We start from the raw sequence: 12,449 nt of genomic DNA on the forward strand, positions 1-12,449 counted from the left end.
CTAGTAATCTCCTAAAGTTTCTGTAAGCTGATTCAATGCCGACGCCAATTGTTCGTCATTTGGAGCAACACCATGCCATTTATGAGAACCCATCATAAAATCAACACCGTTACCCATTTCAGTATGCATCAGAATAATGACTGGTTTACCTTTTCCTGTGCGTGACTTAGCTTCTGCTAAACCTGCAACAACAGCATTCATATCATTGCCTTTAGCAATTTCCATCACATCCCAGCCAAATGCTTCCCATTTTGCACGAAGATCCCCAAGAGATAATACTTGATCTGTAGATCCGTCAATTTGTGCTTTGTTATAGTCAACAGTAGCAATTAAATTGTCAATCTTGTTGTGTGGCGCGTACATTGCAGCTTCCCAAACTTGGCCCTCCTGCAATTCTCCATCACCCATTAATACATAAACTAGATTATTGTCTTTATTCAATTTTTTTGCCTGTGCGGCTCCAATTGCAACAGATAATCCTTGTCCCAATGATCCCGAAGCAATACGAATACCTGGAAGGCCTTCGTGTGTTGTTGGGTGACCTTGAAGTCTGGAATTGATTTTTCTGAACGTTGCTAATTCGCTCACTTCAAAATATCCCGCACGTGCCAATGTACTGTAAAATACAGGAGAGATATGTCCGTTTGACAGGAAGAATAAATCTTCTCCTTTTCCATCCATGTCAAAGGAAGGATTGCGTTTCATTGCATTGAAATAAAGCGCCACAAAGTAATCTGTACAACCTAACGAACCACCTGGGTGTCCTGATTGACAAGCGTGTACCATACGTACGATATCACGTCTTACCTGTGATGCAATTTGTTCTAGTTTGTTAATATCTGCACTCATTTTTTTTGTTGGTTTCACAATTGGTCGTAAAGTTAACTATTTTTAAGCTAGATGCTTGTTAAAAAATGAATTTATATTGACTTATTCCAGACTGACAATGTATTTGGCCTGCAGATTTTTATTTTTTTTGTACCTTGCTTCACTTTATAAAACCAACAATTTTCAGCATAATGCTTAATCAACTCAAAAGCTGCGTTTTTTTTCAGCGCTCTCAGTCCTATATTTGCATTCTTCTGCCCAGCACAGCAACATTTATCATAAGGATTGGATCGATTTTAACAAAAATGGAAAAAAGGATATTTATGAAGACCCCAATCAGAAAATAGCCAGTCGCGTGGAAGATTTGTTGCGCCAAATGACTGTTCAAGAAAAGGCCAATCAGACTGTCACACTTTACGGTTATGGGCGGGTTTTGAAGGATGAACAGCCCACTGCCGCTTGGGACAAAGAGATTTGGAAATACGGCTTGGCCAATATTGACGAAATGTTGAATAGCTTAGCTTATAATAAGTCGGCAAAAAGTTCATTTTCGTATCCCTTCAGCCGCCACGCTCAAGCCTTAAATAATGTTCAACGATGGTTTGTGGAAAATACACGACTTGGTATTCCGGTTGATTTTACCAATGAAGGAATTCATGGACTCAACCATGATCGGGCTACCTCCTTGCCGGCACCAATCAATATTGGAAGTACATGGAATACTGCGCTGGTACGTAAAGCTGGTGATATAATTGGTAGGGAAGCCAAGTATCTTGGCTATACAAATGTTTATACGCCTATTCTTGACGTTTCTAGAGATCCACGATGGGGAAGAGTGGTTGAAACCTATGGAGAAGATCCGTTTCATATTGCCGAAATGGGAAAACAAGTTGTTTTGGGGATTCAAAAAAATGGCGTCGCATCCACATTGAAACATTATGCGGTCTATTCTGTGCCCAAAGGGGGGAGAGATGGCAATGCATGAACGGATCCGCATGTTGGCTTTCGTGAGATGCATTCGCTTCACCTCTATCCATTTAAAAGGGTCATAAAGGAAGCCAAACCTTTAGGAGTCATGAGTAGTTATAATGATTATGATGGCGTGCCGGTATCTGCCAGTAGTTATTTTTTGCAGGACTTACTCCGCAAAGAATATGGGTTTGAAGGATATGTAGTTTCTGATAGCGAGGCCCTAGAGTTTATTTACAACAAACACCATGTTGCTGCAAACTATAAAGAGGCTATTAAACAGGCATTGGAGGCGGGTTTGAATGTGCGGACAAATTTTGATCCACCGAGTACCTATCTAACACCGTTAATGGAACTAATAGAGGAAGGGGGGCTGGATACCAAAATATTGGATCAGCGGGTTCGCGAAGTCCTGACGGTGAAATTTAAATTGGGATTATTTGATCATCCATTGAGAGAAGATATAGCGATAGCCGATAAAAAGGTGCATACCCCCGCAGATGAAGAAGTATCACTTCAAATGAATAAGGAGTCTATTGTTCTGTTGAAAAATGAACAGAATCTTCTTCCAATAGACGTGAATAAATACAAACGAATTTTGGTTACGGGACCAATGGCAGAAGCAACAAATTATACGACAAGTCGATACGGGCCATCCAATAACCCAATCACAACCATCAAAGATGGGATTATAAACTATGGAAAAACAAAGGCACTTCGGGTTGATTATGCAAAAGGGGTAGATGTCGTGGATAAAAACTGGCCTGAGAGTGAGATTATTCCAACAGACTTGTCAAGTGAGGAGCTGGAAAAGATGGCCGAAGGTGTCCGTCTCGGTAAAGAATCAGACCTAATCATAGCAGTAATGGGCGAGTCGGAACGGGAAGTCGGTGAAAGTCGATCGAGGTCAGATCTAAATTTGCCAGGCAAGCAACGCGACTATTTAATGAAATTGAAAGAAACAGGTAAACCTATTGTGCTGGTACTTGTCAATGGTCGTCCACTTACTGTCAATTGGGAAAATAAGTATCTACCTGCAATTGTGGAGAGTTGGTTTCTTAGTAATCAGTCGGGAAATGTTCTTGCCGAAATGCTGTTTGGAGGGTATAGCCCTAGTGGAAAATTGCCCATTTCATTTCCAAAGTCTGTAGGACAGGTTGAGATGAATTTTCCGACCAAGCCCGCTGCACAGGCGGGGCAACCCGGGGTCGGACCCAATGGGTGGGGAAATAGTCGGGTTGTTGGCTTTTTATACCCTTTTGGATATGGATTAAGCTACACAGATTTTAGTTTTTCAAATTTACAACTCACGAAGAAACAGATCAGACCAACGGATTCCCTTACAGTTACGGTTGATATTGAAAACATAGGGAAGAGGAAAGGCGCCGAAGTTGTTCAGCTTTATATCAAAGATGTGCTGTCTTCGGTAACGACATATGAGATGGATTTGCGTGGGTTTGAAAAAATTGAACTTAATCCAGGAGAGAAAAGGACCATACGGTTTACAATACTACCTGCCCACCTGGAACTTTTGGATCAGCACAATAACTGGACAGTTGAACCTGGCAAATTTGAACTATTTATCGGTAATTCTTCTGTTAATCTTCCGCTTAAGGATTCATTTGAAGTGGTCAATTAGGTTTAAAATTGCCAGACCAAATAGATGACGGATGGCAATCATTCCTTAGGACTTAGGGGATAAAAAAAAGGATTCAGCAAAATTAACTACTGAATCCTTTTTTTATTGTATCGAATAGCTGTGATTACATGGCCTCTGCCACTACTTCAGTCACTTCTGGAACCATGCGTTTCAACAATCCCTCAATTCCTGCTTTTAATGTGATTGTCGAGGATGGACAACCACTGCAAGAACCTTTTAGTTCAACTGTCACAATACCTTCGTTGAAGGATTTATAATGGATTGCTCCACCATCTTGTTCAACAGCAGGTCTCACATAATCATGTAATACTTGTTGTATCTTCACTTCAGTTTCAGTACCTTCAAAATTAACCTCTGTATCGTGGTGTACCGTTTTTACAGCAAGTTCAGACTCTACAGCACCTTTTACAAAGTCTTTTAGCAAAGCTTCAATGTCTTCCCATTCCGCATCTTCAGTTTTGGTAATGGTCACGAAGTTACTTGCAAAAAATACCCCATTGACAAAGTTAAATTTGAATAATTCAAGTGCAAACGGTGAATCTTGTGCTGCTTCTTTATTTGGATAATCTACACTACCGTTGATCAACAATTTGTTGACCAAGAACTTCATTGTAGAAGGATTGGGTGTAGACTCTGTATATACGTTAATCGTAGCCATGTATTATCTATTTTTATTCCAAGCAAATATAGGTCAAAAGAAGCTTTCTTAAGGTCATCTATAAGTAAAAGCTTATAAAGTAATACCTGTGTAGTTCGAAGGACTGATTGCTTTTAGTTCCGCCTTAACTTCCGCTGACACATTTAGATTATCAACAAATGTCGCTATCGTTTCTTTCGTAACATGTGTGTTGGTACGTGTTAGGTCTTTTAAAGCTTCATACGGCTTAGGATAACCTTCCCTTCTTAGTATAGTTTGTAGTGCCTCCGCAACAACAGCCCAATTATTTTCAAGATCATTGGCTAATGCCTGTTCGTTTAAGATCAATTTGCGTAACCCTCTCAAAGTTGATTTAATAGCAATTAGGGTATGTGCAAATGGAACACCAATATTACGTAATACCGTAGAATCTGTTAAATCCCGTTGAAGACGGGAAACAGGTAACTTCGCTGCAAGGTGCTCGAAAATTGCATTTGCAATACCTAAATTTCCTTCTGCATTTTCAAAGTCTATCGGGTTGACTTTATGTGGCATAGCCGAAGAACCGATTTGACCGGCAGTAATTTTTTGTTTAAAATATTCCATCGAAATATATGTCCAAATGTCACGGCATAAATCGATGACAATATTGTTGATCCGTTTTAAGGCGTCACAACTTGCCGCAAAGTTATCGTAGTGCTCAATTTGCGTGGTCGTTTGTGAACGGTCTAAACCCAAGATATTGTTGACGAAATTATTTCCAAAATCGATCCAATTTGTCGCTGGATATGCAACGTGATGCGCATTAAAATTACCAGTCGCTCCACCAAATTTAGCTGAATACGGTACTTGATGTAATAGTTGCAATTGACGTTCAATACGTTCAATGAAAACATAGAACTCTTTGCCCAAACGAGTTGGAGATGCTGGCTGTCCATGGGTACGTGCCAACATCGGGATCTCTGACCACGAAGTTGCCAAAGATTTCAATTCATGAAGCAATTCTTCGATTGCAGGTGTATAGCTCTCTTTAATTGCTTCTTTCCAGGAAAGTGGAATGGCTGTGTTATTGATATCTTGTGAAGTCAAACCAAAATGAATAAATTCAAGGTAGTCCTGTAATCCTAATTTTTCAAATTGATCTTTTAGAAAATACTCAACAGCTTTAACATCATGGTTCGTAACTTTCTCCGTGTTTTTGATCCAAATGGCATCTTCTTCAGAAAAATTCCTATAGATATCCCTTAATTTTTCATTTAGTGTTTTGTCAAACTGTTGCAATTGAGCGATACCAGACTCGCTTAATGCAATAAAATATTCGACTTCTACGCGTACACGATATTTTATTAAGGCAAATTCGGAAAAAAATGCTGAAAGTTCATTAGTATTATTGTAATAGCGTCCGTCAATAGGCGTAACTGCTGTTAAAGATGATAAAGCCATAGATTGAATGATTTTTGGCAAAGGTAAAAAAATGCTTGGAGCTTAGCAATTTAATTGGTGTAGATATAAAAAAAGCCTCCTTGCTGAAGGAAGCTTTCTATACGGTGTAAATTCTTTTCAGAGAATTAGTGAGCAGCTTTAGTTGAATCAACTTTAGCAGCAGCTGAATCTACAGCAGATTTTGCTGAATCCAATTGAGTGTTAGCTGAATCTAAAGCAACGTTAGCTGAATCAGTAGCAGCGTCAGTTTTTTTAGCAGTTTCACCACATGATGCGAAAGCCAATGTTAAAGCTAAACCTAAGAAACCGAATTTGAATGCGTTTTTCATTTTATTAAAATTAAAATATTTTTAAATCTTGTTATTTAGGAGTTAATACCATTAAACAAAAAAGGTAACCCCTGTATTTCTTTTTTTGAAAAAAAAAGAAAGGCCTTTCGTAAAAAAGGCCTTCCAAAAGCTCTATTCAGTCCTAAATTATTTTTTAGTAGCAGCTGAATCAACTTTAGCAGCAGCCGAATCAACTTTAGCAGCAGCTGAATCAACTTTAGTAGCAGCTGAATCTAATGTGTTAGCAGCTGAATCAACTAAAGCAGAAGCTGAATCTGCAGCACCTTCAGCTTTTTTCTCTGAATTGTTACAAGATGCGAAAGCTACAGTTAAAGCTAAACCTAAGAAACCGAATTTTAATGCGTTTTTCATTTTCTAATTTTCTAATTTAAATTGAAATAATTTTCTTTTTCATCTCTTAATACACGTAACCAAAAAAGGTAACCCAAAAAATATGTTTTTTTTAAAATAATATATAAATGACTGAATTTAAGTTGTTTAATTTGTTTAGAATAAGATGGTATCCCACAAGTCTCGGCTTGTGTCATCCTTTAGCTTAACAAGGGCTAAGGAAGGGTGATCGTTGTGTCGTTCTTGTGTGTTTGTTGTGCTGAGCTTGTGTGAATGTATTTTAGCCAATCTGGGGATAAGATGGTACTGATAACAAACAATTTTCGATTATTTTTCTTATTTTAAAAAGTAAACACTTAAAAAGAAATTGCAATTATGTTTGATAAAGTAAAGAATATAATGGATTTGGCAAAATCAATAGACTTTGGCAAATTGGAAGAAATATCGAAGAAAGTGGACTTGGGAGCAGTAATGGATGCCGTATCAAAAATGGATGATAAGCAGCTTCATGGCTTAATGAAAATGCTGAGTGCAGGAAAAGAAAAAAAGGAATTACCTCCTATCAATGGTGATTTCTATGCTATGGATAGCAAATTAAACGATTCAGATCGTGCATTGCAATTGAAGGTGCGGGAATTTATGGAGACTGAAGTCAAGCCAATTGTCAATAAATATTGGTTAAGAGATGAATTTCCTTTTGAAATTATACCGAAACTAGCCGCTTTAAATATTTGTGGCTATACCTACGATGGGTATGGCTGTATGGGGGGGAGTTCTTTAATGGAAGGGATCATAGCAGCTGAGATAGCACGTGTTGATGCTTCTGTAGCGACTTTTTTTGGCGTACAGAGTGGTTTGGCTATGGGATCAATCTATATATGCGGATCCGAAGAACAAAAACAGGAGTGGTTGCCTAGAATGCAGAAAATGCAAGTGATTGGTGCTTTTGGTCTAACCGAGCCCGAAGTAGGGTCGGGAGCAGCGGGCGGATTGACAACAACCTGTAAGAAGACCGCCGAAGGTTGGGTGTTAAATGGTCAGAAAAAATGGATCGGGAACTCCACCTTTTCGGATATAACCATTGTTTGGGCTAGGGATCTTGATGATGATGAAGTTAAAGGTTTTATCGTACGAAAAGATAACCCAGGTTTTTCAGTTGAGAAAATTAAAGATAAGATGGCTTTGCGTATTGTACAGAATGGTCTTATTACTTTAGCGAATTGCATCGTTCCAGAAAGTGATCGCCTGCAAAATGCAAATTCCTTTAAAGATACAGGAAAGGTTCTTCAGATGACGCGAGCAGGTGTTGCTTGGATGGCCGTTGGATGTGCGAGAGGTGCCTATGAAAATGCCTTGGATTATACACGTAAAAGGAAGCAATTTGGTAAACCAATCGCCTCTTTTCAGCTTATTCAAAATCACCTGGTCGAAATGTTGTCCAATTTAACGGCCATGCAAACGCTTGTCTTCAGATTATCTGAATTACAGGATAAGGGTGAGCTAAGAGATGAACATGCCTCGCTGGCCAAAGTCTTCTGTTCTTTACGTACGAGGGATATTGTTTCCAAGGCTCGAGAGGTCATGGGCGGAAACGGTATTCTGTTGGAATATAATGTCGCACGCTTTTTGGCCGATGCTGAAGCCATTTATTCCTATGAGGGGACAAAAGAAATCAATTCACTTATTGTTGGTAGAAGTATAACTGGATTTAGTGCCTTTGTTTAGGGATTATCAGGCTGGTCTTTGGCATTCTGTTGCCAAATATCGCTTAATATATAAAACTGGCGTTGTTCCGTAACAACGCCAGTTTTACTTCATTTGGAGCAAAAATCTAATTTTCTATTTCCGTTTGAATCGCATAATAGCAATATCTCCCATGATAAATGTCAATGTATTCTCGCTTATGCTAAAGGTATTTACCTTTTCTAAGGTCGAAAAGAAGGTTGCTTCACCATTACCTTCACAGGCCATTTTTGTCGACATAATGGGGCCAAAATTGATGGTGTTTCCATTCGTTTTAAAAGTCATATTGTAGTTATTGCAGCTGCTATTTCCGTTTACTTTACCACTGGAAGCATCAAAGATCATGGTTGGTTTACGATTGGGATATAGGCCGTCGAAAGCAATCCGTGGGCCGGATATATAATCAAGTTCCCAAGTTCCACTAAGTTGTTGCTTATTGTCCTGAATCAGTTTAAATTTTGCCAGGGGAGCCATTTTCGCTTTGTTTAAGCTAAGAATACCATCCTTAACCGTATAATTATCTGCAGCAATAAGGTTTTTGGATAAGGCTTGTTCAATAGACATATCCGGACAGGCCATCATCGTAGACATACCCTGAGCAAATTTAACCTTTCCATTCTTTGATAAAGTCAATTCTCCACCGATGCCATTACATCCCCCACTTGCACTGTAACTTTTTTCGTCCAGCTGGAGGTAAGGCATTTTGCCGTTGATCTGAGCCGCTACTGGCTGTCCATTGATTTCAATCAATTGCCATTTTTTTCCAATTACTGACGACAGGCTACTGTCTGTGTTCTGCTCATTCGCGTTTTTCTTGATCACAGAGCAACTTCCAAGACTAACGATTAAGATGGCCAGTATGGCGATGTTTTTAAAGTTCATATTCTAAATTTTAACCTATTAACACCCTTTTTAACGTTTGGTTTGACAAAATGCTACAAAAGTTCACAAACAAAAAAAGGCTTCCAATTAGAAGCCTTCTTTATCAGTAGGATAAATCTTACGATTTGTTTTTATTTTGTTGTGCCTGTTGTTGTGCACGCATCATTTCTTCCATTTTCGTTTGGAAGCTCGATTTTTTATCTGCTTTTGGATTCTTTTTATTTTCCTCCAATTTAGCTAAGATTTTCTCATCATTCACCATAGTGCGAATAACCAACTGCGTTAAGAACGTAAATAATGCACTTAAGAAATAGTAGTAATTCAAACCCGCTGGGAAGCTATTCAAAACAAAGAAGAAAATCAACGGCATGATATAGCCCATGTATTTCATTTGTCCTGTAGCACCAGATGTAGCGTTGTTATACCAGGTCGTTAACAGTGTTGTCAATGTCATCAAGATACACATCAAAGAGATGTGATTGAATGATCCAAAAATAGGTGCAAATGTGAATAGCGTATCATAAGTTGACATGTCCTTCATAAACAAGAAGCTTTGTCCTCTCAATTCAAATAAATTTGGAAAGAAGTAGAAGAACGCAATGGTAAATGGCATTTGTAAGACAAGAGGAAGACATCCGCCAAGTGGATTCACACCAACCTGTTTGTACAATTTCATTTGCTCCTGCTGCATCAACATTTGATTGTCTTCACCCACTTTTGCTTTGATCTCATCCAGCTGCGGTTTTAAAACACGCATTTTGGCCATAGAGACATAAGACTTGTAGGTCATTGGGGAAAGAATCAACTTCAACATCAATGTCAATAAAAGGATAACGATACCGTAGCTCATATGGAAACCATCCAGGAAGTTGAATACAGGTACTGTAATCCATTGGTTGATCCAACGCATAGGGCCCCAACCCATATTGATAATCGATTGATAATCATTTCCTTCAGCCTTCAATACATTGTATTGATTTGGCCCAAAGAAGAAGTTTAAGGAATAGTTGTTGTCTTTGTGGTTATCAAATGCTAATTCCGCGTTTGTGTTGTAGAATTTAACGATATCGGTTTCTGACGCATGTTTTACATCCACTTTTGCGTTGACAAAGCCATCTTTAGTGCTGAGGATACTAGAGAAGTAATGCTGCTTGAATGCAATCCATTGTACTTTTTTCTCCAATGCTTCATCAGCATCTTTTGATTCGGAAAGGTGATCTACTTTATTATCTTCTTTATAATACAGGGTAGATTTCTGTCTTTCCGATTCTATGTTTTGCTCTTTCTGTCTCAACGTGGTGTTCCAGTTCAGGGTCAACGTTTTTTGACTCTGCGGAATTAAATTCTGTATCCCTTTTGTGTTAATGTCCAGTCCTACATTATAACCTTTGCCAGCAATCGAGTATACATATTCAATATATTGATCGGCACTGTAATTTAGTCGGAATTTCACAGATTGTTTACCTTCAGCAGAAACTTGGATATCCGAAGACTCTGTACTGAAGTATAAATCATTTGTTGACACATTTTGACCAGCTGCGTTAAATTGAAAACCAAACTTGTTGTCGTCGCCATCAAAAAGCATCAACGGTTTTCCATTGAAATTCTTTTCGCCTTTTAGTTCTACGGATTTAACCTTACCACCTTTTGTACTGATTTTGGCAATGATTTTCTCGTTTTCAATCGTAATGACTTTCTCCGTTCCAAATTTTGTCGCGCCAAAAGGTTTTTTCAATTCCGCCGAATCAGCAATCACTGCTGTTTGTGCTGCTTTGGCTTTAGCGGTAGAGTCACTTTCGGCAGGCAGTCCTTTTTCTGTACGCGCTTTAGCCTCTTGTCTCGCTTGTTCTTGTTTGATTTCTGATTCTGAAGGCTTCATCAGGTAAAATGAACCAGTGATGATAGCAAACATCAGGACCAAACCAATTAGGGTATTTCTATCCATTTTTAATAATTAAACTTAATTAATTGTATCCTTCTATTACTACTTTGATTTTTTGTTGGCCAAAGCAGCGGCTACAAAGCTAACAAAAAGTGGGTGAGGATTTGCAACAGTTGACTTTAATTCTGGATGAAATTGTCCGGCAACGAAAAATGGATGGTTTTTCAATTCGACAATTTCAACTAATCCAGTCTCCGGGTTGAATCCTGAAGCAATCATTCCAGCTGCTTCATATTGTTTTAAATAGTCATTGTTAAATTCATAACGGTGACGGTGTCTTTCAGAAATTTTTGTTTTACCATAGATGGCAAAGGCTTTAGTTCCTTTTTTAATTTCGCAGTCGTAAGCACCTAAACGCATTGTACCGCCCATATTGGTGATATTCTTCTGTTCTTCCATCAAATTGATGACCGGATTGCTGGTGTTGGCATCCATTTCAAAACTGTTGGCATCTTTTAACCCCAACACGTTTCTTCCGAATTCGATAACCGAACATTGCATACCTAAACAGATACCAAAGAACGGAATATTATTTTCACGAACATACTGAATAGCATTTAGCTTGCCGTCCAAACCGCGTTCGCCGAATCCTGGAGCAACCAAAACTCCATCCATACCTTTTAGCTTTTCAGCAACATTTTCTTTTGTAACACTTTCAGCAGCAATATAGCTTACTTTTACTTTACATTCGTTTGTTGCTCCTGCATGGATAAATCCTTCGATAATGGACTTGTAAGCATCTGGAAGTTCTACATATTTTCCAACCAAAGCAATATTCACTTCACTAGTTGGGTTTTTGAGTTTGCCAAGGAAGTTCTTCCAATTTTCTAAATCAGGCTCATTTTTGTTGGAAAGTTTTAGCTTTGTTAATGCTGTTTTATCAAGATTCTCCTTTAGCATCAGTAATGGAACGTCATAAATCGTCGACGCATCGATAGATTCTACGACGGCGTTGATGTTGACATTACAGAATTGCGCTAATTTTTTACGGATTTCTTGTGATAATTTATGTTCAGTACGACACACTAGAATATCTGGTTGTACACCATATTCCAATAATGTTTTTACTGAATGTTGCGTAGGTTTAGTTTTAAGCTCACCTGCAGCAGCTAGGTAAGGGACTAAAGTCAAATGGATAACCAGCGAATTATTGGCTCCTAATTCCCAGCGAAGTTGTCTTACGGCCTCCACAAAAGGTAAGGACTCAATATCGCCCACGGTTCCGCCCAATTCAGTGATGATAATGTCATATTCACCAGACTCACCCAACAGTTGCATTCTGCGTTTTATCTCATCTGTGATATGGGGAATCACTTGAACAGTTTTTCCTAAATATGCACCTTCACGTTCTTGTTGGATAACGTGTTGATAGATGCGGCCTGTCGTGACGTTATTTGCTTGTGAAGTAGGGACGTTCAGGAAGCGCTCGTAATGACCTAAGTCAAGGTCTGTTTCAGCACCATCTTCCGTAACATAGCATTCTCCATGCTCATATGGATTTAATGTTCCTGGGTCGATGTTAATGTAAGGGTCGAATTTTTGAATGGTAACTTTATAGCCACGCGCCTGGAGAAGTTTAGCAAGGGAGGCAGCAATAATACCTTTCCCCAACGACGAAGTAACGCCGCCCGTAACAAAAATATATTTAGTCATAACAATTAAAGG

The 12,449-nt window shown here is 38.7% G+C and carries 10 protein-coding genes and 1 pseudogene; 3 read left to right on the plus strand and 8 right to left on the minus strand.

What is annotated here, in order from left to right:
• Entirely contained in the window at positions 1-849 is an 849-nt protein-coding gene (locus tag B2O97_RS03235; protein ID WP_070563052.1) for a transketolase, read from the minus strand.
• Between the two features lie 484 nt (positions 850-1,333).
• Here B2O97_RS03235 and B2O97_RS03240 point away from each other — a divergent pair.
• Together B2O97_RS03240 and B2O97_RS03245 are read left to right on the plus strand one after the other, a co-directional pair.
• Positions 1,334-2,206, plus strand: a pseudogene (locus B2O97_RS03240) (glycoside hydrolase family 3 protein); the annotation flags it as partial.
• A gap of 111 nt (positions 2,207-2,317) precedes the next feature.
• Positions 2,318-3,436 carry a glycoside hydrolase family 3 C-terminal domain-containing protein gene (locus B2O97_RS03245; protein ID WP_286766975.1) on the plus strand — a complete coding sequence of 373 codons (1,119 nt, stop codon included), beginning with the start codon at positions 2,318-2,320 and terminating at the stop codon, positions 3,434-3,436.
• A gap of 124 nt (positions 3,437-3,560) precedes the next feature.
• On the opposite strand, the gene B2O97_RS03250 is transcribed toward B2O97_RS03245, so the two are convergent.
• The 4 genes from B2O97_RS03250 to B2O97_RS03265 all read right to left on the minus strand — a co-directional run bounded on the left by B2O97_RS03250 (position 3,561) and on the right by B2O97_RS03265 (position 6,238).
• The gene (locus B2O97_RS03250) at positions 3,561-4,115 is read right to left on the minus strand and encodes a NifU family protein (RefSeq protein ID WP_070563046.1); all 555 of its coding nucleotides are present in this window, start codon (positions 4,113-4,115) and stop codon (positions 3,561-3,563) included.
• Between the two features lie 72 nt (positions 4,116-4,187).
• Complete coding sequence (gene purB, locus B2O97_RS03255; RefSeq protein ID WP_286766929.1) at positions 4,188-5,537, minus strand: adenylosuccinate lyase; 1,350 nt, start codon at positions 5,535-5,537, stop codon at positions 4,188-4,190.
• A 125-nt stretch (positions 5,538-5,662) separates the two neighbouring features.
• Positions 5,663-5,866, minus strand: coding sequence for a hypothetical protein (locus B2O97_RS03260; protein WP_070563040.1), 204 nt, complete (start codon positions 5,864-5,866; stop codon positions 5,663-5,665).
• A gap of 147 nt (positions 5,867-6,013) precedes the next feature.
• The gene (locus B2O97_RS03265; RefSeq protein WP_046671848.1) at positions 6,014-6,238 is read right to left on the minus strand and encodes a hypothetical protein; all 225 of its coding nucleotides are present in this window, start codon (positions 6,236-6,238) and stop codon (positions 6,014-6,016) included.
• A 354-nt stretch (positions 6,239-6,592) separates the two neighbouring features.
• Between B2O97_RS03265 and B2O97_RS03270 the strand changes: the two genes are divergently transcribed.
• Positions 6,593-7,942 (plus strand): acyl-CoA dehydrogenase family protein, encoded by a 1,350-nt coding sequence (locus B2O97_RS03270; RefSeq protein ID WP_217493514.1) that lies wholly within the window; start codon positions 6,593-6,595, stop codon positions 7,940-7,942.
• Positions 7,943-8,056: 114 nt separating this feature from the next.
• Here the strand turns inward: B2O97_RS03270 and B2O97_RS03275 are convergent, their stop codons facing one another.
• From B2O97_RS03275 to B2O97_RS03285, 3 genes are all read right to left on the minus strand, one after another.
• Entirely contained in the window at positions 8,057-8,842 is a 786-nt protein-coding gene (locus tag B2O97_RS03275) for an META domain-containing protein (protein ID WP_115046679.1), read from the minus strand.
• 118 nt (positions 8,843-8,960) lie between these two features.
• Positions 8,961-10,787 (minus strand): membrane protein insertase YidC, encoded by a 1,827-nt coding sequence (yidC, locus tag B2O97_RS03280; RefSeq protein WP_070563034.1) that lies wholly within the window; start codon positions 10,785-10,787, stop codon positions 8,961-8,963.
• Positions 10,788-10,826: 39 nt separating this feature from the next.
• Entirely contained in the window at positions 10,827-12,437 is a 1,611-nt protein-coding gene (locus B2O97_RS03285; protein ID WP_070563031.1) for a CTP synthase, read from the minus strand.
• Positions 12,438-12,449: the final 12 nt, after the last annotated feature.

The sequence above is a fragment of the Sphingobacterium sp. UBA865 genome (assembly GCF_002295765.1).
GTDB lineage: Bacteria > Bacteroidota > Bacteroidia > Sphingobacteriales > Sphingobacteriaceae > Sphingobacterium > Sphingobacterium multivorum.